Annotated in this window: 20 protein-coding genes; 9 read left to right on the top strand and 11 right to left on the bottom strand. The window is 73.1% G+C overall.

The features are described from left to right. Nucleotides 1–52: 52 nt before the first annotated feature. The 3 genes from ACZ5WK_RS32410 to ACZ5WK_RS32400 form a co-directional block, all read right to left on the bottom strand. Nucleotides 53–1,093 (bottom strand): ABC transporter permease, encoded by a 1,041-nt coding sequence (locus tag ACZ5WK_RS32410; protein ID WP_465552816.1) that lies wholly within the window; start codon nucleotides 1,091–1,093, stop codon nucleotides 53–55. Beyond that, entirely contained in the window at nucleotides 1,090–2,679 is a 1,590-nt protein-coding gene (locus ACZ5WK_RS32405; protein ID WP_465552814.1) for a sugar ABC transporter ATP-binding protein, read from the bottom strand. Before ACZ5WK_RS32405 ends, ACZ5WK_RS32410 begins: the two co-directional genes overlap by 4 nt. Nucleotides 2,680–2,904: 225 nt before the next feature. Beyond that, nucleotides 2,905–3,948: a substrate-binding domain-containing protein gene (locus ACZ5WK_RS32400; RefSeq protein ID WP_465552812.1), complete on the bottom strand. Its 1,044-nt coding sequence runs from the start codon at nucleotides 3,946–3,948 to the stop codon at nucleotides 2,905–2,907. A 493-nt stretch (nucleotides 3,949–4,441) separates the two neighbouring features. Here ACZ5WK_RS32400 and galT point away from each other — a divergent pair, with 493 nt between their 5' ends. Then, nucleotides 4,442–5,542 (top strand): galactose-1-phosphate uridylyltransferase, encoded by a 1,101-nt coding sequence (gene galT, locus ACZ5WK_RS32395; RefSeq protein ID WP_465552810.1) that lies wholly within the window; start codon nucleotides 4,442–4,444, stop codon nucleotides 5,540–5,542. 28 nt (nucleotides 5,543–5,570) lie between these two features. Next, nucleotides 5,571–6,713 (top strand): galactokinase, encoded by a 1,143-nt coding sequence (galK, locus tag ACZ5WK_RS32390; protein WP_465552808.1) that lies wholly within the window; start codon nucleotides 5,571–5,573, stop codon nucleotides 6,711–6,713. A 172-nt stretch (nucleotides 6,714–6,885) separates the two neighbouring features. On the opposite strand, the gene ACZ5WK_RS32385 is transcribed toward galK, so the two are convergent. Both ACZ5WK_RS32385 and ACZ5WK_RS32380 read right to left on the bottom strand, forming a co-directional pair. Then, nucleotides 6,886–7,719: a PIG-L family deacetylase gene (locus tag ACZ5WK_RS32385; RefSeq protein ID WP_465552806.1), complete on the bottom strand. Its 834-nt coding sequence runs from the start codon at nucleotides 7,717–7,719 to the stop codon at nucleotides 6,886–6,888. Between the two features lie 224 nt (nucleotides 7,720–7,943). After that, nucleotides 7,944–8,567 carry a TetR/AcrR family transcriptional regulator gene (locus ACZ5WK_RS32380; RefSeq protein ID WP_465552804.1) on the bottom strand — a complete coding sequence of 208 codons (624 nt, stop codon included), beginning with the start codon at nucleotides 8,565–8,567 and terminating at the stop codon, nucleotides 7,944–7,946. Between the two features lie 438 nt (nucleotides 8,568–9,005). Between ACZ5WK_RS32380 and ACZ5WK_RS32375 the strand changes: the two genes are divergently transcribed. The 3 genes from ACZ5WK_RS32375 (at nucleotide 9,006) to ACZ5WK_RS32365 (ending at nucleotide 12,457) form a co-directional block, all read left to right on the top strand. After that, nucleotides 9,006–9,632 (top strand): HAD family acid phosphatase, encoded by a 627-nt coding sequence (locus ACZ5WK_RS32375; protein ID WP_465552802.1) that lies wholly within the window; start codon nucleotides 9,006–9,008, stop codon nucleotides 9,630–9,632. Nucleotides 9,633–10,136: 504 nt separating this feature from the next. Further along, entirely contained in the window at nucleotides 10,137–11,246 is a 1,110-nt protein-coding gene (locus ACZ5WK_RS32370; protein WP_465552800.1) for a trypsin-like serine peptidase, read from the top strand. Between the two features lie 161 nt (nucleotides 11,247–11,407). Next, entirely contained in the window at nucleotides 11,408–12,457 is a 1,050-nt protein-coding gene (locus tag ACZ5WK_RS32365; protein ID WP_465552798.1) for a trypsin-like serine peptidase, read from the top strand. Nucleotides 12,458–12,521: 64 nt separating this feature from the next. Here ACZ5WK_RS32365 and ACZ5WK_RS32360 read toward each other — a convergent pair whose 3' ends face one another. The 4 genes from ACZ5WK_RS32360 to ACZ5WK_RS32345 form a co-directional block, all read right to left on the bottom strand. Beyond that, complete coding sequence (locus ACZ5WK_RS32360; RefSeq protein WP_465552796.1) at nucleotides 12,522–13,055, bottom strand: flavodoxin family protein; 534 nt, start codon at nucleotides 13,053–13,055, stop codon at nucleotides 12,522–12,524. A 153-nt stretch (nucleotides 13,056–13,208) separates the two neighbouring features. Next, nucleotides 13,209–14,087 (bottom strand): universal stress protein, encoded by an 879-nt coding sequence (locus ACZ5WK_RS32355; protein ID WP_465552794.1) that lies wholly within the window; start codon nucleotides 14,085–14,087, stop codon nucleotides 13,209–13,211. A gap of 202 nt (nucleotides 14,088–14,289) precedes the next feature. After that, entirely contained in the window at nucleotides 14,290–16,710 is a 2,421-nt protein-coding gene (locus ACZ5WK_RS32350) for a glycoside hydrolase family 65 protein (RefSeq protein WP_465552792.1), read from the bottom strand. A 58-nt stretch (nucleotides 16,711–16,768) separates the two neighbouring features. Further along, complete coding sequence (locus tag ACZ5WK_RS32345) at nucleotides 16,769–17,506, bottom strand: helix-turn-helix domain-containing protein (protein ID WP_465552790.1); 738 nt, start codon at nucleotides 17,504–17,506, stop codon at nucleotides 16,769–16,771. 242 nt (nucleotides 17,507–17,748) lie between these two features. Here ACZ5WK_RS32345 and ACZ5WK_RS32340 point away from each other — a divergent pair, with 242 nt between their 5' ends. Together ACZ5WK_RS32340 and ACZ5WK_RS32335 are read left to right on the top strand one after the other, a co-directional pair. Next, nucleotides 17,749–20,469 carry a bifunctional acetate--CoA ligase family protein/GNAT family N-acetyltransferase gene (locus ACZ5WK_RS32340; RefSeq protein ID WP_465552788.1) on the top strand — a complete coding sequence of 907 codons (2,721 nt, stop codon included), beginning with the start codon at nucleotides 17,749–17,751 and terminating at the stop codon, nucleotides 20,467–20,469. Between the two features lie 5 nt (nucleotides 20,470–20,474). Further along, nucleotides 20,475–21,173: a CBS domain-containing protein gene (locus tag ACZ5WK_RS32335; protein WP_465552872.1), complete on the top strand. Its 699-nt coding sequence runs from the start codon at nucleotides 20,475–20,477 to the stop codon at nucleotides 21,171–21,173. Between the two features lie 32 nt (nucleotides 21,174–21,205). Here the strand turns inward: ACZ5WK_RS32335 and ACZ5WK_RS32330 are convergent, their stop codons facing one another. Then, nucleotides 21,206–22,057, bottom strand: a complete 852-nt coding sequence (locus ACZ5WK_RS32330; protein WP_465552786.1) for a universal stress protein — start codon at nucleotides 22,055–22,057, stop codon at nucleotides 21,206–21,208. 329 nt (nucleotides 22,058–22,386) lie between these two features. Between ACZ5WK_RS32330 and ACZ5WK_RS32325 the strand changes: the two genes are divergently transcribed. Next, nucleotides 22,387–23,430 (top strand): zinc-dependent alcohol dehydrogenase family protein, encoded by a 1,044-nt coding sequence (locus tag ACZ5WK_RS32325; RefSeq protein ID WP_465552784.1) that lies wholly within the window; start codon nucleotides 22,387–22,389, stop codon nucleotides 23,428–23,430. A 44-nt stretch (nucleotides 23,431–23,474) separates the two neighbouring features. After that, entirely contained in the window at nucleotides 23,475–24,149 is a 675-nt protein-coding gene (locus tag ACZ5WK_RS32320; protein ID WP_465552782.1) for a pyridoxamine 5'-phosphate oxidase family protein, read from the top strand. Between the two features lie 74 nt (nucleotides 24,150–24,223). Here the strand turns inward: ACZ5WK_RS32320 and ACZ5WK_RS32315 are convergent, their stop codons facing one another. Beyond that, nucleotides 24,224–25,966 (bottom strand): SulP family inorganic anion transporter, encoded by a 1,743-nt coding sequence (locus ACZ5WK_RS32315; protein ID WP_465552780.1) that lies wholly within the window; start codon nucleotides 25,964–25,966, stop codon nucleotides 24,224–24,226. Nucleotides 25,967–26,383: the final 417 nt, after the last annotated feature.

Raw genomic sequence — 26,383 nt, 5'->3', positions numbered from 1 at the left:
GGAACGGCCGGGCCGCTCCGGGGACGGCGGAAGTCAGGGAGCGGTCCCGGTGTCAGGCAGGGAGGCCGATGGCGCGTTCGCCGTTGCGGCGCTGCTGGATGACGACGGCGACGACGAGGAGGGCGCCCTGGGCGACGTTCTGCCAGAAGGAGTTGATGCCCTGGACGGTGAGGCCGTTCTCGAGGCAGCCGAGGAGGGCGACGGCGAGCAGGGTGCCACCGATGCCGCCCTTTCCGCCCTTGAGGGCGCAGCCGCCGAGGGCGGCGGCGGTGATGGCCTTGAGTTCGAGGCCTTCACTGCCGGACACGGGCTGGCCGCTTCCGGTGCGGGCGGTGAGGAGGATGCCGGCGATGGCGGCGACGGTGCCGATGAGGGCGTAGACGGCGACCAGGTACTTGTTGATGTTGATGCCGGCGAGGCGGGCGGCGGTGTCGTTGCCGCCGATGGCGTAGATGTTGCGGCCGATGTCGGTGTACCTGAGGAGGAGGTGGACGGCGAGGGCGACCAGGATCAGGATCCAGACCATGACGGGGAGTCCGGCGATCTTGCCGCGGCCGAGGAAGATGAAGATGTCGTTGTTGAGGACGTACCCCTGGGCGCGGCCGTTGGAGATGAGCTGGGCGAGGCCCTTGTAGGCGGCGAGGCCGGCGAGGGTGGCGATGGTGGGGTTGACGCGGCCGTAGACGATGATGACGCCGTTGAGGACGCCGATGAGCAGGCCGGTGCCGACGGCGGCGGCCATGCCCGCCAGGGCGTTGGAGCCGGCGGAGGTGAAGGCCATGGCGGAGACGACGGAGGCGACGCCGGCCTGGGAGCCGACGGAGATGTCGAGGCCGCCGCAGATGATGACGACGGTCTGGACGACGGCGAGCAGGCCGGTGATGGTGGCGGCTTCGGCGATGACCTGCATGTTGTTGAGGCTGAGGTAGTTGTCGTTCAGCACGCCGAAGAGGGCGAGCACGACGACCAGTGCGCCGATCAGGCTGAGGTTCTGCCCGCCGACCGAGGCGAGGACCCTCGGCGAGCCCGCGGACCGGCGTGGGGAGTGGCCGCCGTTCTTGGCGGATGGCGTGGTGCGGGTCGTGGTGCTCATGCGGAGGCTCCGGAGGCGGGGGCGGGGTTGGTCGTACCGGCGAGGTCGTCGGCCATGGCGAGGTTGAGGATGGCTTCCTCGGTGGCCTGGGCGCTGCTGAGTTCGCCCGTGATGTGGCCGTTCTGCATGACGACGATGCGGTCGGCGAGGCCGAGGACTTCGGGGAGTTCGGAGGAGATGACCAGGACGGCGACGCCTTCGGCGGCGAGGTCGGCGATGATCTGGTAGATCTCGGCCTTGGCACCGATGTCGATGCCGCGGGTGGGCTCGTCCAGGATGAGGACCTTGGGCTTGCGGGCGAGCCAGCGGGCGAGGACGACCTTCTGCTGGTTGCCGCCGGAGAGTTTGCGGACCTCGTGTTCGATGGAGGGGGTGCGCACCCGCAGGCGGTCGGTGTACTGCTGGGCGAGTTCGCGCTCGGCCCCGCGCTTGACGAAGCGGAAGCGGCGCAGGCGTTCGAGCACCACCGTGGACGTGTTGTCGCGGATGGAGCGCTGCAGGAAGAGTGCCTGGGCCTTGCGTTCCTCGGGGGCGAGGCCGAGTCCGGCGCGGATGACGGCGCCGGGTTTGCCGGAGGGCAGGCGCCGGCCGTCGAGGGTGACGGTGCCGGAGTGGATGGGCAGGTCGCCGGCGAGGGCGAGGGCGAGTTCGGAGCGTCCGGCGCCGATCAGGCCGGCGAGGCCGACGACCTCGCCGGCGTGGATCTGCAGGTCGATGTCGCGTACGGCGTCGGTGGTGACGCCCCGGACGTCGAGGACGAGGCGGTCGGTGGCCACGCGGGTGCGGGAGAACAGGGAGGAGAGGTCGCGGCCGACCATGAGGCGGACGAGGTCGCCTTCGGTGGTGGTGGCGGCGTCCTGGACGCCGGCGAGGGTGCCGTCGCGCAGGACGGCGATGCGGTCGGCGAGTTGGAAGATCTCCTGCATGCGGTGGGAGACGTAGACGACGGCGACGCCGTCGTCGCGCAGGCGGCGGATCAGGGTGAAGAGTGCGTCGACCTCGTGTTCGGACAGCGAGGAGGTGGGTTCGTCGAAGGCGATGACCTTGGCCTCGCCGGTGAGGGCCCGCAGGATCTCGACGAGCTGGCGCTGGGCGGGGGTGAGCTGGGAGCCGAGGAGGTCGGGGTCGAGGACCTTGTCGAAGCCGAGGCGCTTGAGGTCGGCGGTGATGCGGCGGCGCAGTTCGGCACGGTCCAGGCGTCGGCCGGCGGCGCGGGGCAGGGAGCCGGCGTAGACGTTCTCGGCGACGGAGACGTGCGGGATGATCTCCGGTTCCTGCGGGATGATCCGGATCCCGGCGGTCCGTGCCTGGGCGGGGGAGGCGAGGTCCACGCGCCTGCCGTCGAGGACGACGTAGCCTTCGGTGGGCTGGTGGTCGCCGGTGAGGATCTTGAGCAGGGTGGACTTGCCGGCGCCGTTCTCGCCCATCAGGGCGGTGACCTGGCCGGCCGGGAAGTCGAGGGTGACGCCGCCGAGGGCCTGGACCGTGCCGAACCGCTTGGTGACCTGGTGGACGCCGGCGCTGCCGGCGGCGGGCTGGGCGCTGGGCGGGCGGGGATCCGGGTTCGCGTCGTGGGCTGGGCTCATGGGGTTCCTCGAGACGGCGTACGGAGGGACGGGAAGGGCTCGTGGCCGGTGCGTCACGGTCGCTTGCGCACCCGGGGAGGAGCGGGAGGTTCCGGTGGGGTTCGGTCCGTCCGCCCCTCGGGTGGTGCCGAGGCGGCGGGAGGGGGGTGCCCCGGCCCGGCGGGGCAGTTGCCGGGCCGGGCCCGGGGCACCGAGGCCGGCCGTGGGGTCCGGCCCGATCGGGGGTCAGCTGCAGGTGACGCCGGCGCTCTGCCAGGTGGCCGCGTCGACCATGGTGGTGGGGGCGAAGGCTTCCTTGGGGAAGTCCTTGCTGTTCTTGAGCTTGTCGTACATGGTCTGGACGGCGAGGGCGCCGACGTCCTTGCCGTTGATGAACAGGGCGGCCTTCATGCCGGTGGGCTTGTTGCCGCTCCAGTTCTTGCAGGCGAGGTAGGCGCCGAGGCCGACGCCGATGACGTTGTCGGGGCTGATGCCGGCGTTCTGCAGGGCGGTGACGCCGCCCTGGACGTTCTCGTCGTTGCAGCCCCAGATGACCCAGTGCTTGACGCCGGCGTTGGCGGTGATCGTCGCGGCGATCTTGTCCTGCGCACCGGTGGGGGTGTTGTCGGTGGCGACGTCGATGTTCTGTACCTGGGCGGCGTCGGCGCTGAACGCCTCCTTGGCGGCCTTGACGCGGTCGCCGCAGACGGTGACGTCCTGCTTCCAGGCGGAGATGATCCGGGTGTCGGCGGGGTTCCAGCCGGCCTTCTTGTACTCCTGGGCGGCGCGCTTGCCGACCTCGGTGCCCATCTGCTGGCCGGAGAAGCCGATCCGGGCGACCAGGTCGTCCTTGGCGCAGGCGGCGGGGTCCGGGCCGGTGGCGCAGATCTGGTCGTCCGAGGTGAGCAGGGCGACCTTGGCGTCCTTGGCGGTCTGCACGACCTGCGGGCCCACGGCCGGGTCCGGGACGACGATGATGACGCCGTTGGTCTTCTGCGCGATCGCGGACTGCACCTCGCTGATGGTCTTGTTGGCGTCGCTGCCCAGGTTCACCACCTTCAGGTCGACGCCGAGCTCCGCGGCCTTCGCCTTGGCGCCGGCCGCCTCCCCGACGAAGTACTCCTGGTCTCCCTGCTTCTGCAGGTAGGTGATCGAGATCTTCCCGCTCACCGGCGCGACCGGGGCATCGCCTCCGGCGACGGACTCCTGCCCCGTCGAACAGGCGGTGGTCAGGCCCAGAGCGAGCAGCAGACCGGTCGCGGCGGCAACACGGCTGGTGGGACGGAACATGCGGGAGCTCCTTCGCGCAGGCGCCGACTCCGGCGCCCACAAAGGGTCGGGGGGTACTGCCCGTTCGGGCCCCGGGCGGAAGTGGGAGCTGATGGGCCGCACTCGCTTCGACCTGCGAGGTACCAGCCACCAACCCTCAAGAATCAACACTTTCAAACGGGATGGCACATATGACATCTCTGTTGCGCGGTAGTGTCAAGAGGAAGTCGGGGACGAGATCAGCTTGTGACCTCGCGGATCCCGGGTGTGGGACACCCGTCGGCGCGGCGCGGCCCGTATTCGGCCGGTCGGTGACGAGGTCCGTGTCCGCCGCCTCGACATCAGCCGTGGAGGACGGGTGGGACCGTCCGATCCGCCCTCACTGCCCGCGCCCTGCCGGCGGTCGGCGGCTCGCTCGGGCGCTGCTGTGTTGACTTTTGTTCTATATCGTTTGACTATGAGCGCGATTGCTCGGTCCGGGGAGCCGACACGGGGCCCTGTACGGAAGGAAGCCATGATCAAAACGTCGGACAAGCTCGCGGACGGCCGCGAGCTCCTCTACTTCGACCCGGACGAGGCCGTTCCACGGGAGGGCCACGGCGACCTGCGCCCGCTGGAGGCCTCGGTGAGCCTGTCCGAGATCCGCCGCGACCCGACCACCGGCAGCTGGGTGACCGTGGCCGCGCACCGGCAGGCCCGCACCTACCACCCGCCGGCGGACGAGTGCCCGCTCTGCCCGTCCCGCGAAGGCAGGCTCAGCGAGATCCCGGCCTCCGACTACCAGGTCGTCGTCTTCGAGAACCGGTTCCCGTCCCTGGCCGGCGACGCCGACCCCGAGCTCCCCGGCCACCCGGTGGCCGAGGCCGCACCCGGCACCGGACGCTGCGAGGTCGTCTGCTTCACCGCCGACCACGGCTCGTCGTTCGCCGACCTGACCGAGTCCCGGGCCCGCCTCGTCCTCGACGCGTGGACGGACCGGACCGCCGAACTCTCCGCGCTGCCCGACGTCAGGCAGGTGTACATCTTCGAGAACCGCGGCGCCGAGATCGGCGTCACCCTCGCCCATCCGCACGGGCAGATCTACGCCTTCCCGTTCCACCCGCCGCGCACCGTCAGCATGATCGAGCAGGCCGGCCAGCACCGCGCCGCCACCGGCCGCAACCTCTTCGAGGACGTGCTGGCAGCCGAACGCGCAGACCCGGTGCGAGTGGTGCTGACCGGCGAGCACTGGACCGCGTTCGTTCCGTTCGCCGCCCGCTGGCCCTACGAGGTGCACCTCTACCCGAACCGCAGGGTCGCCGACCTCACCCACCTCGACGAGGCCGAACGCGCCGAGTTCCCCGGCCTGTACCTGGAACTGCTGCGCCGCTTCGACCGGCTGTTCATCGAGGAGGGGCAGTCGGAGCAGGCCCGGCCGACGCCGTACATCGCGGCCTGGCATCAGGCGCCGGCCGTGGACGGCCACGAACTGGCCCTGCACCTGGAGCTGTTCACGATCCGCCGCACGGCAGGCAAACTGAAGTACCTCGCCGGCGTGGAGTCGGGCATGGACGCGTTCGTCAACGATGTGTCGCCGGAGGCGGCCGCACAGCGCCTTCGAGAGGTCGCATCATGAGTACCACCGCCACGGGGGAGCCCACCCGATGACCCGGACCCACGCCGCCCGCGGCGCCGCTGCCCCGAACGCCCTCGCAGGGACGTGGGCAGCGCCGGGCCGCGTCAACCTCATCGGCGAGCACACCGACTACAACGACGGGTTCGTCCTGCCGATCGCCCTGCCGCACACCGCGCGTGCCACGGTGCGGCTGCGCACCGACGGGGTGTTGCGGCTGTACAGCGAGCAGGGCGGTGGAGCCGCCGTGGAGCTGGCCGTCACCGAGCTGGCCCCGGGCGGCGTGGACGGCTGGGCCCGTTACCCGGCCGCCGTGGTGTGGGCGCTGCGCGAGGCCGGACACCCGGTCGGCGGCGCCGACGTGCGCATCGACAGCGACGTGCCGACCGGCGCCGGCCTCTCCTCCTCGGCGGCGATCGAATGCGTGATGGCCGCCGCCTGCAACGACCTGCACGATCTCGGTCTGGACGGCCCCGAGCTGGCCCGGATCGCGCAGCGGGCCGAGAACGCGTTCGTCGGCGTCCCCTGCGGGATCATGGACCAGATGGCGTCTATGTGCTGCCGCGAGGGCGGGGCGCTCTTCCTCGACACCCGCGACCTGTCCGCCCGCCACGTCCCGCTCGACCTCGTCGCGGCCGGCCTGCGGCTGCTCGTCGTCGACACCCGGGTCAAGCACGACCTCGCCGACGGCGAGTACGCGAAGCTGCGGGCCGGCTGCGAACGGGCCTCCGCCCTCCTCGGCCTGCCCGCCCTGCGCGACCTCGGCCCGGACGGACTGCCGGCGGCGCTGGGCCGGCTGCCGCACGAACTGCGCCCGCTGGTGAGGCATGTGGTGGGCGAGAACGCGCGGGTGGAGCGGGCGGTGGCCCTCCTCGACACGGGTGACCTGCGCGGACTGGGTCCGCTCCTGACCGCCGGGCACGCCTCGCTGCGCGACGACTACGGCGTCTCCTGTCCGGAGACCGACCTGGCCGTCGAGGCGGCGGTCGGTTCCGGTGCGCTGGGCGCCCGGATGACCGGCGGCGGTTTCGGCGGTTCGGTGATCGCCCTGGTCGACGCCGGCGCCGTGCCCGCCGTCACCGTCGCGGTCGAGGAGGCCTTCCGGCAGGCCGGCCACACCGCCCCTCGTACCTTCACCGCCGTTCCCGCGACCGGCGCCCGCCGCATCGCCTGACCAGGCCGGGGGTTCCCCGCCGGCAGCGCACCACGCGCCGCCGGCGGGCAGCCCCCGATCGTCGCCGCCCGGGCCCGGCGGGCGTGAAGGCGACGGGCCGGCCGTGGCCGTCAGTGGCCGTCCGTGGCCGTCCAGGTCGGGCCACGCCGACGGCCCGGGCTGTGCCGGGGGATCAGTGCAGTCCGGCGAAGAGGTCGTTCTCGGGCACGGCCGCGCCGGTGGTGTCCTGGATCCGTACGAAGGTCTCCACGCCCATCAGCTCGGTGAACCTCTCCTTGCCCATCTTCAGGAAGAAGATGTTCTCGCCCTGGCTGGCGTGTGCGGCCAGCGCGTCGAACTTCTGGCCACCGAACTCGGTGGTGTCCACCCAGGTGGTGATCTCCTCGTCGGGGAGTCCGATCTCGGCCATCGCGGCGGCCTCGGCCGGATCCGGCTCCTCCCACTCCGCGCCGAACTCGCGCATGACCTCCCCGAAGCGCTGCATCATCGAGCGCGGCGCCGTCGTCCAGTACACCTTCGGCGTCATCCCGGTCATCGCCAGCGCCGCCATCGTGACGCGGTTCGCCTGGATGTGGTCGGGGTGGCCGTAGAACCCGTTCTCGTCGTAGGTCACGACCACATCGGGCCGGTAGCGCCGCAGGAGTTCGGCGAGGCGGGCAGCGCCCTCCTCCACGGGCGTCCGCCAGAAGGACCCGGGGGCGTCGTTGGCCGGCCAGCCCATCATCCCGGAGTCGGCGTACCCCAACATCTCCAGATGACCGACCTTCAGGATCTCGCAGGCCGCCTCCAGTTCCTGGCGGCGCATCGCGGCGACGGCCGCCGGATCGTGCCCGGGATCGCCCGGCTTGACGCCCTCCGGTCCGTCACCGCACCCGCCGTCGGTACACGTGACCAGGACCGTGCGGATCCCCTCCGCCGCGTACCGCGCGAGGACACCCCCCGTCCCGGTGGCCTCGTCGTCGGGGTGGGCGTGCACCGCCATCAGTGTCAAGGGCCGGTCAACCATGAAAACCATCCTTCGGTCCGAGTAGTGCTCGGTCCGAGTCTGCGGCACGCGGGCGGGTGCCCGCCCGCAATATCGGGGTGACCGGGCATCCGGAAGACCCACGGGCCCCGGATCACGCCGGAGCGGATGCCCCGTCGGCCTCCACTCCCGGCCGGCGCGGCACCGGTCCCTACGGCGGCCAGTCCGACGAAGCCGGCCGGAGCCGGGTCGGACCGGGTGCCACGTCAGCCGTCGTGCCGGCCCTGAAGGTCGTTCAGGGACTCCTGGAAGCTGCGGATCAGCGCGGCGAGGCCGGTCTCGAAGGCCCGCTCGCGGAAGTCGGGCGGGGCGTTCCGCAGCGGTTCGAGCCCGGGCGGGAGCGCCTCGTCCGTCCAGGCCGCGTCGTGCGGGCGGTCGAGGTGGAGCGCGGAGCCGATCAGGAGGTACTCGACGGACTGGACGACCGAGAGCACGTGCTCCTCGGGCCAGCCGGCCTCCCGCAGCATGGCGAACGCACAGGCGTAGGCCTGCAGGGCCGCGACGGACCGGGTCGGCCGGGAGGCGAGCAGCGGCACCGTGTTCGGGTGGCGGGCGAGGGCGGCGCGGTACGAGCGGGCCCAGGCGTCCAGGGCGGCGGTCCACGGCTGGACGGTCGGGTCGAGCTCCATCTCGGCGACGATGAGGTCGCTGATTCCGGCGATGATCTCGTCGCGGCTGGAGACGTAGTTGTAGAGCGAGGGCCCCTTGACGCCCAGCCGGGCCGCGATGCGGGTGGTCGAGAGCGCGGCGGCGCCCTCCTCGTCGACCAGTGCGAGAGCGGCCTGCATGATTCCGTCCCGGGTCAGCAGTGGCCGTGACGGCCTGCCCATCTGTTGGTCCTCTCGTCCGCTGGTGGTTACCCCCGGGTATGGGCTCTCGCCGTGGACTAGTGTACGTTCTCGCCCAGGAAAACTACGGGTTCTAGTTTTAGGGGTGTCCATGGATGGCGCCTGGCGTCTCCCCTGTGGCGCCAGGCCAGGACCTCGAAGGCAACCCACCTTCGTGGCCCGGGCCGACGGCGGACTTCGGCCACATCCCCGTGACCCCCTCGGTGTACGCGTGGCCATCCGGGTTCCTCCCGTGGAGGACCTTTGCCGTGGGCCTGTCTGGCATGCCCTTGACATCTCTTCGGCCTGTCGACGGTTGGGCGTGAAGGCGACCGTCAAGCCGTACCTGCGGGCCCAGGTGCAGGGCAGGGTCACGGCCGGAGTGCCCCGCCGATCACCACCTGACCGACAATCCGTCAAGTCGAAAGCCGAGTACCAGATATGAGCATCAAGGCAAAGCTCGTTGCCACCGCGACCCTGACGGCCGCGATCACCGCCGGCCTCGCCACCACCCCTGCGGTCGCCGCGGCCCCCGCCGCGCCGGCGGTCGCCGCCGCCCCCGCGGCGAGCAGCGGCAGCACGGTGACCGAGCAGCAGTGGCTGGCCGACGTCACCGCCGCGATCGCGCCCGCCCGCGCCTACGTCGAGCGGCGCACGGCCGAGCCCACGGACGAGAGGCCCGCGATCGTCTTCGACATCGACAACACCACCCTGGCGACGCACTTCCACCCGTTCGCGATGCCGGGCATCTCGCCGGTCGTGGAGCTGGCGCAGTACGCCCACGCGCGCGGGGTCGCGATCATCTTCGTCACCGCGCGCGTGGACTTCATCGAGCCGGTCACCCGGTACAGCCTGGAGAAGGCGGGCTACACCGTGGACGAGCTGCACGGGCGCGACCTGTGCGATCTCTTCGAGCCGGTCCAGCAGTACAAGACGGATGAGCGGATCGAGATCGAGAACGAGGGTTACACGATCATCGCCAGCGTCGGCAACAACTGGACCGACCTCGGTGGCGGCCACGCCGAGCACACCTTCAAGCTGCCGGACTACGACGGCCTGCTCTCCTGACCCACCGCGCCGGTGTGCTCCGAGGACGACGCGGTTCGGCCGCCGGGGCCGGTGGTCCCGCCGTCCGGCCGCGCGTCGGCTGCTGAACGGCGGCCCACGGGGTCGGCGGGCGCCCTGCGCAACGGTGCTTCCGGGGTGTCACCGTTGACTGACAGCGTCCCCGCCCGCCAGGGCGGGGGCGTTCTCGGCCGCCGGGGTCACAGCACCTGGAAGGTGAACTCGTCCGCGGGGCCCGCCGGGGAGGAGCGGCCGTTCGACAGGACGGTCCGGTGTTCGCGGCGTACGGATCCGAGCGCAGGTCGGCGCCGGGCGTCACGCGGGCGGACGATCCCCGGGGCGGCGCGTTGCCTCCAGGACGGATGGCCCCGGCCGGCTCGAGCTGCCCGGTATCACGCGGTGCCGATACGGGAATGCAACGCTCTTTACAGGTCCCTGATGTGACCGATGAAAGGACGAAACGCTCCCCGGACAGGAATCCGACGTCCCACGCCTACCGTGCCTCACATGCCACCTACACACGGCCGGACCAACGGTCACCACACCAGGACCCGCAGCCGAGCACGCACCCAAGCCGTCCTGACGGCAGGCGTGTTGGCCGCGGGCCTCGCGCTGGCGGCTCCCGCGGGGGCCGCGGGGAGCACAGGAGCCGCGCCGAAGGAGGCGGCCCCCACGAGCCGGGTGGCCGTCCGTGCCGAGGCGGTCACCACCGCGCAGCAGCAGGCCGTCCTGGACCACTGGACCCCGGAGCGGATCGCCGCCCTGACGTCACCGTCCTCCGGCAACCCGCCCAAGAGCAGCCCCGACGGCGCTCCGTGGACCGGTGCCGCCACCCTGGACAAGACGGTGGGCAGGCTCTTCTTCACCAATCACGGCGAGGACGAGAGCTGTACCGCGACCGTCGTGGACAGCGCCAACCGCAGCACCGTCGTCACGGCGGCGCACTGCGTCAACAACACCGACCTCCTCGGTGACAACAACGAGTGGCTGTCGAACGAGATGTTCGTCCCGGGCTACCACGACGGCCTCGCGCCCTACGGCAGGTTCGTGGCACGCGCCGGGGTGGCCGACGCCACCTGGCTCCTCAACGACCAGCAGAACGCCCTGAGGTTCGACGCGTACGACCAGGCGTTCCTGGTCCTGAACAGCAACGCCGAGGGCAGGCGCGTACAGGACGCCGTCGGTGCCGCACAGCGCATCGGATTCGACCGGCCGGGCGGCGCCCTGGTCCATGAGTTCGGCTATCCGCGCGCGTCGAGCGATCCGGCGCGTGCGGGCCTGCCCGAGTACACCGGGGCCAGGCTCGCCCACTGCGTGGGACGGACCCGCGAGTACCTCGGCACCAAGGACCACCCGGAGCCCCGGGGCGAGTGGGGCGCGCCCTGCGTGATGGGTGGCGGCTCCAGCGGCGGTCCCCGCATCGCCGGCTACGACCCGTCCACCGGGATCGGCACCGTCGTGGGCGACAACACCCAGGGCCCCTATCTCGACTCCTCGAGCCAGGTCTGCACCTCCGGCACCGCCTCCTGCACCCGGCATCTGGTCGGCCCGCAGTTCACCTCCGCAATCACGAAACCGCTGTACGAGGCCGCCCAGAGCGCCCGGAGCGTCGGCTGAGCCGTGCGTGACCCGCCGGGGGCAGCGGATCCCCGCCGATCACCACCACCGACGCACCCCGATCCTCCGGGGCCCTGTTCTTCCGCCCCACCCCCGGGCGCCGGGACCCGGCGTCACCGTTTGATCGCGACCACCCTCGAAACGAACCAGGGACGGCAACCATGTCAGTCACCCACCGGGCGTTGCCCCGCAAACTCGCCGCTGCGGGAGCCCTCCTGCTGAGTGCGGCCACGGCGGCAGTGCTGCTGCCGACGGCGGCCCTCGCCGCGGAACCGGAGTCCGTGACAACGCACTCCGGCGCCACGACCGAACAGGAGCGCAGCCGGATCGACTCCTACTGGACCCCCGCCCGGATGAAGCTGGCCGGCGCGATGGTCCCCGAGATCACCCCCGTGCCCGAGGACGACAACACGCCCGACGATCCGCATCGGCTTCCCCCGGACACGCTGGACCCCGGGGCCGTATGGAGGCACGGCGGAGCGGTGAACGAGAGCGTCGGCCGTCTCTTCTTCACCTTCTCCGACGGCTACGACGGCAGTTGCACCGCAACGGTCGTCACCAGCGCGAACCGCAGCACCGTCATCACGGCCGCGCACTGTCTGAGGGCCGTCGGGGACCCCGCCACCGACGGCAGGTGGAACCACAACCTCTACTTCGTGCCCGGCTACCGCAACGGGACGAAACCGCTCGGCGGCTTCAGTATCAAGTACATGGCCACGTCCTCCCGCTGGGACGCGGATCCGGGCACGACGACCTCCGATGCCGTCGCTGTCGCCGGGTACGACACGGGAATCCTCGTAGCGAACCCTGCGGCCGGCGGACGACGGATCGCGGACGTCACGGGAAGCCAGAGGATCGCGTTCACCAAGCCCGCCAAGGACGAGTTCATCCACTCCTTCGGGTACCCGAAGGACCGGCTCAACAACCCCGGTGCCCCATACGCCGGTTCGCGCATGATCCACTGCGCCGGACCGGCCCGGCCCGGCCCCAAGGCCCCCCTCTTGTGGGGTGAGCCCTGCGACATGTCCCACGGGGCGAGCGGCGGGCCCCACCTCGCACAGTTCGACACCCGGACCGGCGTCGGCACCGTCGTCGGCGTCACAACCACCACCGACGAACTCGCGGGCGGGCAGACCGGCACGCTCTACGCCACACGCCTCGGCGACAGCGCCCACCGCCTCTACGACTGGGCACGGACCCGCCCGGCCTGACCTCCTGTCCGGCCCCTGCTCGGCCGGCACCTCCTCCCGGCCGGGCAGCGCGTCGGACGGTGCCTCAGACCAGCGCCGCGCCCCATGCCCTGGCCCGGTCCCGTTCACCGGCACGCAGGGGGCCGTCGGCCTCGTCGACGATGAAGCCCTCGGGCTCGGCCACCACGTCGTAGTGGTGGCGGGAGAGCCGCTGTGCGATGCCTTCGGCCGCGCTGCCGCTCATCCGCATGTCGGCGCGTGTGTCGAAGGCCGCCGCGTGGGTGCCGGGTTCGGTCTTCGGGAGGTCGTGGAACCAGGAGCGCAGGCTTTGGCCCCCCGCGGTCGCGGCGGCCTCCCTCGCGGCGTCCTCGTGTCCCTCCTTCTTCGCCTCGGCGGTGGCGGCCAGCCGACGGCTGAGACCTGAGGACATGCCGTGCATGTGGGTCGGTCCACCGACCACCAGGAGATCGGCGGTCCGCGTCACGTCGGCGCCGGCCTCCGCCACGGGGATGCAGTCGACCGCGGCCTCCGGGTCGGCGTCGTGGACGCCCTCGGCGATCGCCTCGGCGATCTCGCGGGTGTTGCCGTACATGCTCTCGTACACGATCACTGTGTGCATGGTTCTCACCTCTCCCTCCAGCGTGCCGCGCCGCTCGCGTACCGGGCGTGGGCCGTTCGGCCCTGACCGTTCCGCCGACGGGACCCGGTGCCGGAAGGCCGGTGCGTCAGCCGTGGTCGGTGCGTCAGCTGGAGGGGACGACCGCGGCCGTGCTCAGTGCCCGTCCTCAGGCGGAGCGGGGACGGTGAAGACCGGGCAGTGGGCGCGGTGCAGCAGGCCGTGCGGGACGGACCCGAGCCGCATGCCGGTGAACCCGCCCCGCCCGCGGCGTCCCACCACGACGCCGAGCGCGTGCGCGGAGGCCTTGGCCAGCTCCTCGACGGGGTGGCCGCGCACCACCTCGTGCGTGGGCGCCGTGTCGGGGTGGAGGGCCCGGCGTCCGGCCGTGGTCTCGTCCAGCAGCCGCCGCAGGGTCCGGACGGCCTCCTCCTCGTCGAGACGGCCGATCAGGTGCGACTGCCAGACCCAGACGGCACGCAGCGCGGCCCCGCGCCGTTCGGCGAGGTCGAAGGCGAAGCCGACGGCCGCGGCGGAGGACGGGCTGCCGTCCACGCCGACCACGAGGTACGGCGGGTCCTGGGTGGCATGCTCCGGTTCGTGGACGACGGCCACCGGGCAGTGGGCCTGGGCGCTCACCGGCACGGTCACCGAGGAGCTGCTCAGCATCTCCTCCAGGCGGTTCAGCCGGCGCGAGCCCAGGACGACGAGTTCGGCGTGGGCGGACTCCCGGCAGAGCATCGGGGCGGGAACGTCCTCGCTGACGGCCGTCGCCACCGACAGGCCGGGGTGCCGCTGGAGGGCGAGGGCGGTGGCCTCGTCCAGGGCCTGGTCGCCGCGCTCGCGCAGCTCCTTGTGGTAGGCGCCCCCGGCGAAGGCACGTACGTCGTGGGGGAGCGGCACAACGGCGTGGACCATCCGCAGCTGCAGCCCGCGGCGGTCGGCCTCGTCGGCGGCCCAGGCCAGCGCTGTCGCCCCCGGGGCGACGGCGTCCACACCGAGGACGATCGGACGGTTCCTGCTGGCGGATGTCATGGCTCCTCCACCGGGCGGCCGGCCCGCGATGACCGGTCCTGTTCCCACGCTATGACCGCTTCCGTTCCCACGCCAGGAGGAGCGGGTCGCCCGGCGGGAGGGCCGGTCGGCCCGACGGTCGGGTCGGACCGAACGGGGCACCGGCCGTTCCGGCCCCGGCGGAAGACGTCCGGCCGGCGTTGACAGCGGATCGCTGACGGCCTCAGAGCGGGAAGGCACGGCTCTCGCCGGGCCGGACGAGGGTCGGGGCGCCCCGGACCCGGATCTGGACGGGCTCCTGGCATCCCGCCCGCAGGCTCACCGTGACCGTCCGGCGGTCGGTGGCGATCACGACGCCCCAGTGGCCGCGGTAGCGCAGCTCCAGCTCGATCCGGCCGAGGGCGGACGGCATGTGCGGGTCCAGCCAGAGTGCGTCCTCGCGGATCTCCAGGCCGGTGTAGCAGCGTTGCAGCAGGTCGACCGCGCCGGCCATGGCACCGAGGTGGACGCCCTCGGCCGTGGTGCCGCCCTGGGCGTCCCGGAGGTCGGCGACCAGGGCGTCACGGAAGTGCCGCCAGGAGGCGCGGCGGTCGGAGCGGGTGAGGACCCACGCGTGGACCACGGAGCTGAGCGTGGAGCCGTGCACCGTGCGGCGCAGGTAGTAGGCGGTGGTACGGCGCAGCAGTTCGTGACCGGCGGGGTAGCCGAGCCGGCGGAGCAGGTCGCGGACCTCGTGGGCGGAGAAGAGGTACCAGAGCATGAGGACGTCCGCCTGTTTGGACACCCGGTAGTGGTTGGCGGTGTCGCCCTCGGCCTCCAGGATCCGGTCGAGCCGGCGCAGGTCGGGATAGCGGTACCGGTAGGCCGCCCAGTCCAGTTCGGCGAGTCGCTCGTAGCCGTCGAACTGGCTCGGCACACCGTCGTGGAAGGGGACGTGGAGCCGCCGCCCGACCTCGCGCCAGCGGCCGAGTTCGGTGTCGTCGAGGGCCAGTCGTTCGAGCAGCTCGTCGCGCCGGTAGCCGGGCAGGACGCGGACGGTGTCGAGGGCGCGGGCGAGCACCCAGGAGGCCAGCACGTTGGTGTACGCGTTGTCGTCCAGGCCGGGGCCGTCCGCCCACGGGTAGGCGTCGTGGTACTCGTCCGGGCCCAGCACCCCGCGGATCGAGTAGCGGTCCCGCCGGGGGTCGTAGGTGGCGGCCGAGGACCAGAACCGGGCGATCTCCAGGAGCGTTTCGGCGCCGGCTTCGGCCAGGAAGTCCAGGTCGCCGGTGGCCTGGTAGTACTGCCAGATGTTGTAGGCGACGGCCGAGCCGACGTGTCGCTGGAGGTGGCTGTGGTCGGGCAGCCAGCGGCCGGAGAGCGGGTTGAGGTGGAGCCGCTGGGACTCCTCGCGGCCGTCGCTCGCGCTCTGCCACGGGTACATCGCGCCGCGAAGGCCGGCCTCGCGGGCGGCCCGGCGGGCGGCGTCCAGGCGGCGGTGGCGGTAGCGCAGGACGGCTCGCGCCAGCTCGGGGAACCGCAGGTTGAGCAGTTGGAGGACGAACAGCTCGTCCCAGAAGACGTGGCCCCGGTAGGCCTCGCCGTGGAGCCCCCGGGCCGGGATGCCGACGTCGAGGTCGGCGGAGTGCTCGGAGTACGTCTGGAGCAGGTGGAACAGGTTCAGGTGCAGCGGGCCGGCGCCCTCGAAGTCCGCCTCGATCCGGCATCGGCGCCACAGTTCGCCCCAGCGGAGGGAGTGGTCGGCCAGGAGCCCCTCGAATCCGGAGGCCTGCGCGACGAGGAGGCGCGAGGCGTGCAGGGGAGCCTCGATCGCCGGGTCGCGTGAGGTGTGGACGGCGACCGTCTTCTCCACGGTCAGCGGGTGGTCCGCCCGGATGTCCGCGGTCAGGGTCTGGGCCGCCCAGCCCTCCCGGAACTCGCCGCGACGGCCGCCGTCGACGGCTTCGCCCGCCCGGTGCAGGCGGGTCCGCGCCGCGAGTGCGATGTGCAGCGGCGAACCGGCGGCTGCGACCTCCAGCCAGAGCGGCCCGTCCCCGTCCAGGCCCTGGCCGGCCGGTACCAGGTGGCGGGCGGTCAGGCCGCGGTAGCGGGCGACCCCGGTGTTGGCCACGGTGCCGTCCAGGGTGGAGCGGATCTCCAGCAGGCCGGACCAGTTCTCCGCGGTCAGCGTGGTCTCCAGGGCGAGCAGATGCCGTTGCGCCTGGCTGGCGAGGCGGCGCTGCACCAGCCGGGTCCGCCGCCCCTCGGCGTCGACGACCAGGGCTCGACGGGTCAGCAGCCCGCATCGCAGGTCCAGCTCCAGGCTCTGCTCGGCCGGCGGGCCGGTGAACCACGTGCCGCCGACCGGGCGGAAGGTCAGTGGCAGCCAGTTCGGGGTGTTGATCAGGTCCTCGTTGGTGACCGTGCGGCCCGCGACCGTCGAGGAGGCGCGGTCGTAGCAGCCGGCGAGGTAGGTGCCCGGGTAGTGGACGCCGTCGGCGACCGACTCGGGTGCGGCGCCGCGGCTGACGACGTAGCCGTTGCCGACCGCGCACAGGGCCTCCCGCAGTCCCTCCTGCGCGGGGTCGAAGCCCTGGTAGCGGAGCGCCCAGGGGTCGGGCATCAGGGCGTCCGCCCGGCCCGCGGCGGGGCTGTCCGGTTCCACGCGGCGGCCTCCGTGCTGTCGGCGTCCTTCCAGTCTGCGCAACGGGTCGTCGGCCCGCTCACCGGCCGTCGTCCGCAGCCGCCTCCTCCTCCTGGGTGTGGATGGCCCGGCCGGTGACGGATGTCGGCCTGATCCGCACCCACACGTCGCGCGGCCCGCCCGCCCACGGGTCCGGGTTGCCGCGCCGGACGAGGTGCTCGACGGCCTCCGGTTCGTCGAAGGCGGTGGCCTCACCGACGGCCAGGACGCTCCAGCCGGTGCGCGACGCCTCGTCGATCCGGTCGACCTCCAAGGCGATCCGGCTTCCCGGGGTGGTGGCGAGGGTGCTCCCGGCGGCGGCGCGGAAGAGCAGGGTGCCGTCGAGCACGCGGTAGTTGACCGGCAGCACGACAGGCCCTTCCGGCGTGCTCAGCGCGACCCGCCCGACGCCGCCCGGTGCCAGCCTGCCCCAGCATTCCGGGGCCGACAGCTCGGTCAGGACCGGGTGGGCGGCGGCCGCGGCCCACCCGGTCGGCAGGTCGAGCCCGCCGCCGAGCAGCTGTGCGGCGGAGGTCCCGAGTGCGTCGGCGAGTCTGATCAGCGGCCCGGTCTCGACGGCGGCCGGCGAGGATTCCAGATACTCCAGGAAGCCTTCTGCCATGCCGGCTTTGTCCGCCGTCTCCGCACGGCTGAGCCCGAGCTGCCGACGACGCAGGGCGATCCGGCGGCCGATGTCGCCGGGACCGGCCTGGTCGTCCCCGCCGTCGTGGGATCGGGACGGACGGTCCTGCGGCGGCTCCCCGCCTGATGCTGTCATGGGCATGGACTTCTCCCTTCACGGCCCGGTCCGCCGGGGGCGCTGCAGCGGCGCCGAACGGCCGGCACAGTTCCATGGTCGGTGAGTGGGGACCTCACGGCGAGCGCCGACCGGGCCGTGCGGGGTACTGAACGGTCCGCCGGTACCCGGCCGGATGGGGGGCCGGTCGGCCCTTCCCGGGAGGAGCGGGTGTGCGGACGCTGGAGATGTCCTGACCGCCGGGGCCGCCGAGGAGAGAGGCCATGTCCGTTCCGCACCTGCCGCCGACCGCCGAGGCGCTGATCGCCGACGGCACGACGGTCGAGATCCGCCCGATCGCCCCGTCGGACCGGGAGTCCGTCCTCGATCTGCACGCGAACCGGATGTCCGCCGAGAGCCGGCGGCTGCGCTTCTTCGGCGCCAGCCGCACCGCACCGCGGCTGGCCGCCGGGCGGCTGTGCGGCGCCGACCGCCCCGGGCTGCTCGCCCTGGGTGCATGGGCGGGCGACGAACTGGTCGGGGAAGCGGATTGCGAGATCCTGGACGACCGCCCGGACGCTGCCGAACTGGCGCTGGCGGTGGCCGACGAGTGGCACCGCCGGGGAGTGGCGACCCTGCTGTTGGAGTACCTGGTCCACGCGGCGCGCGGCCGGGGTGTCCGGGTCTTCGAGGCCGACACGCTGGCCGGCAACCGGGCAGTCCACCGCGTCTTCGCCGACCTCGGGCTGCCCGTGCACCGCCGCCTCGAACAGGGCGAGATCCGGGTGCGGGTGCCGCTCGACGAGGCGGACGAGCACTACCGCGAGGCGGTCGACGAGCGCGGCCGCCGCGCGGACGTCGCCAGCCTGGGCCCGCTGCTGCGGCCGGCCTCGGTCGCGGTCGTGGGGGCCTCGCGCCGGCCGGGGTCGGTCGGGCAGACCGTGCTGCGGAAGATCCGCGAGGGCGGCTTCGCCGGGCCCGCGTGGGCGGTCAATCCACGCGCGGAGGAGGTCGCGGGCGAGCGCGCGTACCCGTCGGTGCGCGCCCTGCCGGCCATCCCGGACCTTGTGGTGCTGGCCGTGCCCCCGGCCGCGGTGGCGGGCGTGGCCGAGGAGTGCGGCCGGGCGGGCGTCCGGGCGCTGGTGGTACTCACTGCCGGCCTCGGGCAGGGCGAGTCACGGCAGCTGATGCGGGCCTGCCGCCGGTACAGCATGAGGATGGTCGGCCCCAACAGCCTGGGCGTCGCGCAGACCGATCCCGACGTCAGGCTGGACGCCGAGTTCGGCGGCGCGTTCCCGCTGCCCGGGAGTGCCGGCGTGGCCGTCCAGTCCGGCGGCGTCGGCATTGCCTTGCTGGAGCGGCTGGCCTGGCTCGGCATCGGCGTCTCCGGCTTCGTCTCGCTCGGCGACAAGTACGACGTCAGCGGCAACGACCTGCTCCAGTGGTGGGAGGGTGACGGCCGCACCGACCTGGCGCTGCTGCACCTGGAGTCCTTCGGCAGCCCGAGGGCCTTCGCCCGAACCGCCCGCCGCGTCACCCGGAAGCTGCCCGTCCTGACCGTCGACGCCGGACGCTCGCCGGCGGGGCGCCGGGGCGCCGCCTCGCACACGGCGGCGGCCGCCACCCCGACCGTCACCCGTGAGGCGCTGTTCCGGCAAGCCGGGATCACCGCGGCCCACAGCATCGACGAACTCGTCGGGACGGCAGCGTTGCTGCACGCCCAGCCGCTGCCCGCTCCGCGCGGCGCGGTCGCGGTGGTCTCCAATGCCGGCGGCATCGGCATCCTGGCCGCGGACGCCTGCACCGACACAGGTCTCCTGCTGCCCGAACTCGCGCCCGATCTCCTGGAGTCACTTCCGGACGGTGCGTCGGCGCGCAACCCCGTCGACACCACGGCGGCCGTCGGGCCGGCCGAAATGGCCCGCTGCCTGAAGGCGTTGGAACGCGGCGGGGCCGTCGACGCGCTGCTGGTCTGCCTCGTCCCCACCGCACTCACCACGACCACCGAACGCGACCCCGTGCGCGCCCTGCTCGACGGCCCGGCCCGGCGCAGGATCCCGGTCGCCGCCGTGCTGCTCGACCAGCAGGTGCCCGTCCGCTACCTGACCTGCGCCGACGGTGGCCTGCTGCCCGCGTACTCCGACACGGTGGCCGCCGCCCGGGCCCTGGCCCACGCCCGCGACCGCGCCCGGTGGCTGGCCGAGCCGTTCGCCGCCGAGGCCGACGCACCCGGCTGCGACCCGAAGGCCGCCAGGTCCATGGTCGACGCCTACCTCGCGGCCAACCCGGACGGCGGCTGGCTCGACCCGGTGAGCACGGCCGACCTCCTGGAGAGTTACGGCCTGCCGCTGATCACCTCGGTCTGGGCCCCGGACGAGCACACCGCCGTGGCCGCCGCCGAGGGCCTGCGCGGGCTCGGGCACGGGGGAGAGGTCGCGCTGAAGGCGTACTGGCCCGGCCAGGTCCACAAGAGCGCCGTCGGCGCGGTGCGCACCGGGCTTGCCACGGACTCGCAGGTCAGAGACGTCTTCCGCGAGTTCGGTGAGCGCTTCGGCGGGCAGCTGAGCGGCGCGGTCGTGCAGCCGATGGCCGCACCCGGCGTCGAACTGCTCGCCGGCGTGGTGCAGGACCGGGTCTTCGGCCCGATCGTCGTCCTAGGCATGGGCGGCACCGCCGCCGACGTGCTCGCCGACCGAGCCGCCCGGCTCGCCCCGCTCACCGAGCACGACCTCACCACCATGGTCACCGAACTCCGTGGCGCACCCCTGCTGTTGGGCCACCAGGGCGCACCCCCGGCCGACCTCGCCGCGGTCCGCGACGTGCTCGCCAGACTCTCCCGGCTCGCCGCCGACCTTCCCCAACTCGTCGAGGCGGACCTCAACCCCCTCATCGCCCGCCCCGGCGGCGCCGTCTGCGTCGACGCCCGGGTCAGACTGGAACCCCGGCCCTCGTTCGACCCCTATCTGCGACGACTGCGCCGACCGGCCGCCACCCGGGAGGCGTGAGCACGATGAACCACAGCATCCTCGACGGCACCACGGCCGAGACCATCGCCCACCCGGACGCCTCGCCTACGCCTGGCCGCACCCAGGTGCGCGCCTGCATGAGCCGCCCCGGCATCGCCGTCACCCCCGGCACCGACTTCGCCACCGTGGTCGCCGCCATCACCGCCTCCCGGCGCGGCATCCTGCCCGTCGTCACGGCCGACGGCACGGTCGCGGGGGTCGTCGCCGCCTCCGACCTGCTTGCCGCGTACGCCGACGAACAGGCAGGGCGAGCCGTCCGAGGCGAACTCCACGCACAGGACCTCATGACCGCGCCCGCGGTCACCGTGACCGACGAGCAGAGCGTCACCGAGACGGTGGCCCTGCTGCGCCGCGAATCCCTGCACCACCTGCCGGTGGTCGACGGCGACGGCCGCCTGGTCGGCCTTGTCTCGCCGCACGACCTGCTGGACGCCCTGCGCCACGACGACGAGGCCGTCCGGACCGAAGCCCTCGCCATCGTGCTCACCCCCGGCTCCGGCATCGCCCCCGCCTCCGTCCGGGTCACCTGCGAACGCGGCCACGTCGTCCTGCACGGCCGCGCCCGCACCCGCAGCGACGCCGCCGCGATCTGCCTGCAGGTCGCCCGCATCGACGGGCTCAGCGGACTCACCGACCGGCTCGGCTGGGACATCGACGACACTGCGCCTCGTGCCGCCGGCTGACCCTCACCGGTGGAACGAGGCGGCGTGGGGGCTCACGCCGGTACGACGGCCACCGTACAGCGGGCGTGCTGCACGACCGACTGGCTGGTCGAGCCGAGCCTGCCGAGCGGGCCGCGGTGCTCCCCGTGCCGGCCGACGACGACCAGCCGCTGCGCCTGGGACCTGGAGACCAGCTCCCGGGCCGGATTGGAGCGCACGGAGGTGGCCGTGACCGTGACGTCCGGGAACCGCTCGCGCCAGCCGGCCAGCACCTCGGAGAGCAGCCGCTCGTGCTCGGCGGCGATGTGCCCCTCCTCGTAGACCAGCGGGAGCTCGTGCCCCGGGCCGGCGACCAGCGGATAGGCCCAGGCATGGACCACGCGCAGGGGGAGGTTCCGGCGCCGCGCGGAATCGAAGGCGTACGCGAGGACCTGTTCGTCCTGTCCTCCGCCCTGGACACCCGCCACCACCTCGCCGCCGGTCCCGGCCTCGGCGGGGTGCACCACGAGGACCGGGCAGGGGGCGTGAGCGGCGGCGTGAAGGCTGGTCGAGCCGAGCAGCAGCCGGGGAAAGCCCCCCGAACCCCGCGCGCCGAGCACGAGGAGCAGCGCGCCCTCGGCGGCCGTGGCCAGGGCGTCACGTGCGTGGTCGTCCACCAGGGAGGTGGCGAGGTCGACGCCGGGGTGCCGGAGCAGGACCCGTTCGCGTGCCGCGTCGAGCACGGCGGCGCCCGCTTCCCTGGTGAGCCGTGTCTCGCGTCCCGCGGGTGCGGACGCGGTCTCACCGAACCAGGCGTGGACCACGTGGAGGGGCGCCTCTCGCAGCCACGCCTCGTCCGATGCCCAGTCCACGGTCCGCGCGCTCGACTCCGAGCCGTCGACGCCCACGACGACAGGGTTCTTCATGGCAGGTACCTCCGGATCGCGGGGCGGCACCGGGGGAGTGTCCGGTGCTCGTGAGGGACACCGCGTTCGGCCTGCGTCCAGGCTATGCCCGGCGCCGCCCGGCAGCAGCGGGAGAAGAGATCCGGAGCTCGCCGGGTGCCATGGCCGGACCGGACGCGGCAGCTCGGGTGCGCCCTGCCTCGCCGGGCGCCGCCCGGGCCCATCGGCCCCGGTGCGGGTCCCACCCGGCCCATGGCGGCGAACCGCTCCACGGGGAACGCTGGAGGAGGAGACAGAACGGCACCGCTGTCGTGCCGCACCGGCGATGTCCGACAGGGAGTGATCAGGACATGAAGGCGCTGACCTACCATGGACCGGGCCGCCGCACCTGGGGCGAGGTACCGGACGCCGCCGTCCGCGACCCCGAGGACGCCGTCGTCCGGGTGGACGCGGTCACCATCTGCGGCACGGACCTGCACATCCTCAAGGGAGACGTCCCCGAGGTCGCCGACGGCCGCGTTCTCGGCCACGAGGCCGTCGGCACCGTCACCGAGACCGGCTCCGGCGTACGGACCGTCAAGGCAGGAGACCGGGTCCTGGTCTCCTGCATCTCCGCCTGCGGCCGCTGCGCCTACTGCCGCGCCGCGAGCTACGGCCAGTGCACCGGGGGCGGGGGCTGGATCCTCGGCCACCTGGTCGACGGCACGCAGGCCGAGTACGTCCGCACCCCGTTCGCGGACAACTCCCTCCACCGGCTGCCCGAAGGCGTGACCGACGAGAACGCCCTGCCGCTCGCCGACATCCTCCCCACCGCCTACGAGGTCGGAGTCCACAACGGCCGGATCGGCCCCGGCGACAGCGTCGTGGTCGTCGGCGCGGGCCCGATCGGCCTCGCCACGATCATCACCGCCCGGCTCTACAGCCCCTCCCGCATCATCGCCGTCGATCTCGCGACGAGCCGCCTCGACGCCGCGAAGCGGATGGGAGCCGACACCGTACTCACCGTCGCCGAAGCAGCACCGGAGGCGGTGCGCGCGCTGAGCCCGGACGGCCTCGGGGCGGACGTGGCGATCGAGGCGGTCGGCGTCCCCGACGCGTTCGAGCTCTGCACCCGCGTGGTGCGCCCCGGCGGGCGGGTGGCCAACGTCGGCGTGCACGGCAAGCCGGCCGTCCTCCACCTCGAAGACCTCTGGATCCGTGACGTCACCATCACCACCGGCCTGGTTGACACGCACAGCACCCCGCGGCTGCTCGACATGCTGGCCGCCGGCCGGCTCGACGTCTCCGGGCTGGTCACCCACCGGTTCGGCCTCGACGAGATGCAGGAGGCCTACGACGTCTTCGCCGACGCGGGCACCAACGGTGCCCTCAAGGTCGCGCTCTTCCGTACGTGACCGGAGGTACGTGACCCGGAGACCGGCGAGCCAAGGAGTACACGGTGAACCAGAACCACGACATCGACGCCGTCCGTCCCGCAGATCCCGCAGACGTCGCGCGCAGGATCACCGAGCGGCGCTCCCGACTCGGCCTGACCGAGCAGATGCTGGCGTACCAGGCGGCGATGGCGCCGCGCTACCTCCAGCACCTGCTGGCGGCCGGCCCGGATTTCGACCCGGCCGGGTTCCAGCGGATCGCCGCCGCCCTCGGACTCACCTACCAGGACCTGCTGGAGGGCCGTGCCGACGCCCCGCCGGGGCAGCCGCAGGCGGCTTCGCGTCCACTCCTCCTCCACCTCACCGCCGCCGAGTGCTGGGAGAAGATCGGCACCCACGGCGTGGGCCGGATCGCCCTGCCCGTCGAGCCGGGACCGGCGGTCTTCCCGGTCAACTACACCGTGGACGACGCGGGCATCGTCTTCCGCACGGCCACCCGAAGCAGCGCGGCCCCGGACGACGGGGCCGCGGTGTCGTTCCAGGTCGACCGGATCGACGACCACCTGAGCCGGGGCTGGAGCGTTCTCATCCTCGGCGAGGCGCGGCACGTGACGGATGACGACGAGGTGCGGCGGCTGTCCGAGCTGCCCACGACCACCCCGTGGGCCGGTGGGGAGCGCCCGCTCTGGGTGCGGATCCGGGCGGACGAGATCACCGGGCGCAGGATCGGCGGTGGCTGAGCCGCTGCCGTGCACCGGCGTGGCGACGACGGAGGCGTGGAGATTCCGGACGAGGGCTCCCGACCCCGTGGACCTCACTGCCGGCCGGTGGTCCCCGTTCCGGGACCGCCGCCGGAGGCCCAGGCCTGGTAGGCGGCCACGGCGGTGGGCAGGGTCGGGAAGATCCGGTCCGTGCCGACGGATTCGGTCAGCCCGTAAGCGTCCAGCTCACCCCGCAGGTCCTGCTTGACCCGGGCCAGCGCGAAGACGACGCCGCGTCCGGCAAGCTCGGCCCGGAGCGCCTCGACCGAGTCCAGTGCGGTGATGTCGACCTCCACGTTGGCCTCCGTGTTGAGGACGAACCAGCGGACCGGGCCGGTCTCCTCGTCCACCGCCGCCAGCGCCCGGCGCCGGAAGTCCTCCGCGTTGGCGAAGAACAGCGGCGAGTCGTAGCGGTAGACGACCAGCCCGGGAACGGTGCGGGCCTGCGGATAGTCGTCGATGTCGTGCATGCCGGGAACACCGGGCACCAGGCCCTGGACGGCGTCGTGCGGGCGGGCCACCCGGCTCAGCAGCTCCGCCACCGACAACCCCACCGCCACCAGCACCCCGTACAGGATGTCCAGCGCCAGCACCCCGACCAGGCAGCCGATCGCCAGCAGGAACTCCCGGCGCCGGAACCCCTTCAGCCGGCGCAGCCCCGACACGTCGATCATCCGGATCGCGGCGAAGACGACCAGCGCGCCGAGCACCGCCGACGGCGTGTACTTCAGCAGCGGGCTCAGGAACAGCAGCACGGCGAGCACGGCCACGCCCGCCGTCAGCGCGTACGCCTGGGTGCGCCCGCCGGCCGACTGCGCGAGCGCGGTGCGGCTGGCGCTGCTGCTCACCGGGAACCCGTGCAGGAACCCGGCGCCCAGGTTGGCCCCGCCCAGGGCGAGCAGTTCCTGGTTGGCGTCCAGCTGCTCGCCCTCGGCCCGGGACTCGAAGGCCCGCGCCGTGAGGATCACGTCGGTGTAGCCGACGAGCAGCACCCCGGCCGCGGGCAGCAGAAGACGGTGCACCTCGCTCAGGTCCGGCAGGGAGGGGCTGGGCAGTCCCGCCGGGATCTCGCCGATCACCGCGATGCCGTGGTCCTGCAGACCGAACACCGCGACGACGGCAGTGCCGAGGACCACGGCCAGCAGCGGCCCGGGGAGCCGGGGAAGGAAGCGGTTGAGGACGAAGAGGAAGAGCAGCGCCGCCGCGCTGAAGACGACGGTGCCGATGTCCGCCTGCGAGAGGTGCCGCACGAAGTACCGCAGCTGCGGGCCGAACCCCTCGCCCTCCACCTCGACGCCCGTGAGCTTGGACAGCTGGTCCACCATCATGATCATCGCCACCCCGGCCAGATAGCCGATCAGGACCGGCCGCGAGAGCAGGTCGGCGACGAATCCCAGCCGGGCCAGCCACGCCAGCACGAACAGCCCACCGACCACCGCGGCGAGCGTGGCGGCGAGCACCGCGTAGCGGTCGGCGTCCCCGCCGGCCAGCGGCCCGACCACGGTGGCGGTCATGAGCGCCGTCGTCGACTCCGGCCCCACCGACAGCAGCCGGGACGACCCGACGAAGGCGTACACGGCCAGCGCCGGCAGGATCGCCCAGAGACCCGCGACCGGCGGCAGACCCGCGACACCCGCGTAGGCCATCACCTGCGGCACGAGGTACGCCGCGACGGTGCCACCGGCCAGCAGGTCACCGCGCAGCCAGACGCGCCGGTAGCCCCTGAGCACGGTGAGCCCGGGGAGCGCCGGGAGGGAGGGGCGCCATCCGCCGCTCCGCGGGACAGGCTGCGGCACGAGTCTCCTTCCGTCCCCCGGCCCATGATGCGGCAGAGACGCGCGGCACCGGGGGAGGCCTCGCCCAGCGCGTCCGGGCCGGATCCGTCGGTACCCTCCGGTCTCTTCTGACGGCCGCTCACGGAGGGCCTCCCCGTGGCGGCGTCGCACCGCCGGGGCCACGGGCGAGCGCACCGGGAGACTCCGCCCCGCGCCGTCCGGTACCGCCTTGCCCCTCCGCGCATGCGTTCCCGCGGCCGCCGGTCGCGTACGCGGGCGCCTGACGACGGGTACTCAGGTGCTGCGCCGTTGGTCCGATCGGATGACGGTGCTGGGGCCGACGAGCTAAGTTCGGGAACGTGACCAGCAACGACACGGTACTGGCTCTTGTGGTTGCCAACACGCTGGGGGTTTCCTTTCCCCACAACCTTCCCGACA

The sequence above is a fragment of the Kitasatospora sp. NPDC032757 genome, from assembly GCF_055579305.1.
Note: the sequence above shows the minus strand (reverse complement) of the source record. Positions and strands in the feature narration are given on the sequence as shown.

Coding starts and splice junctions, on each gene's coding strand:
- ACZ5WK_RS32410 (WP_465552816.1), bottom strand. CDS start 1,093: ATGAGCACCACGACCCGCACCACGCCATCCGCCAAGAACGGCGGCCAC.
- ACZ5WK_RS32405 (WP_465552814.1), bottom strand. CDS start 2,679: ATGAGCCCAGCCCACGACGCGAACCCGGATCCCCGCCCGCCCAGCGCC.
- ACZ5WK_RS32400 (WP_465552812.1), bottom strand. CDS start 3,948: ATGTTCCGTCCCACCAGCCGTGTTGCCGCCGCGACCGGTCTGCTGCTC.
- galT (WP_465552810.1), top strand. CDS start 4,442: ATGATCAAAACGTCGGACAAGCTCGCGGACGGCCGCGAGCTCCTCTAC.
- galK (WP_465552808.1), top strand. CDS start 5,571: ATGACCCGGACCCACGCCGCCCGCGGCGCCGCTGCCCCGAACGCCCTC.
- ACZ5WK_RS32385 (WP_465552806.1), bottom strand. CDS start 7,719: ATGGTTGACCGGCCCTTGACACTGATGGCGGTGCACGCCCACCCCGAC.
- ACZ5WK_RS32380 (WP_465552804.1), bottom strand. CDS start 8,567: ATGGGCAGGCCGTCACGGCCACTGCTGACCCGGGACGGAATCATGCAG.
- ACZ5WK_RS32375 (WP_465552802.1), top strand. CDS start 9,006: ATGAGCATCAAGGCAAAGCTCGTTGCCACCGCGACCCTGACGGCCGCG.
- ACZ5WK_RS32370 (WP_465552800.1), top strand. CDS start 10,137: ATGCCACCTACACACGGCCGGACCAACGGTCACCACACCAGGACCCGC.
- ACZ5WK_RS32365 (WP_465552798.1), top strand. CDS start 11,408: ATGTCAGTCACCCACCGGGCGTTGCCCCGCAAACTCGCCGCTGCGGGA.
- ACZ5WK_RS32360 (WP_465552796.1), bottom strand. CDS start 13,055: ATGCACACAGTGATCGTGTACGAGAGCATGTACGGCAACACCCGCGAG.
- ACZ5WK_RS32355 (WP_465552794.1), bottom strand. CDS start 14,087: ATGACATCCGCCAGCAGGAACCGTCCGATCGTCCTCGGTGTGGACGCC.
- ACZ5WK_RS32345 (WP_465552790.1), bottom strand. CDS start 17,506: ATGACAGCATCAGGCGGGGAGCCGCCGCAGGACCGTCCGTCCCGATCC.
- ACZ5WK_RS32340 (WP_465552788.1), top strand. CDS start 17,749: ATGTCCGTTCCGCACCTGCCGCCGACCGCCGAGGCGCTGATCGCCGAC.
- ACZ5WK_RS32335 (WP_465552872.1), top strand. CDS start 20,475: ATGAACCACAGCATCCTCGACGGCACCACGGCCGAGACCATCGCCCAC.
- ACZ5WK_RS32330 (WP_465552786.1), bottom strand. CDS start 22,057: ATGAAGAACCCTGTCGTCGTGGGCGTCGACGGCTCGGAGTCGAGCGCG.
- ACZ5WK_RS32325 (WP_465552784.1), top strand. CDS start 22,387: ATGAAGGCGCTGACCTACCATGGACCGGGCCGCCGCACCTGGGGCGAG.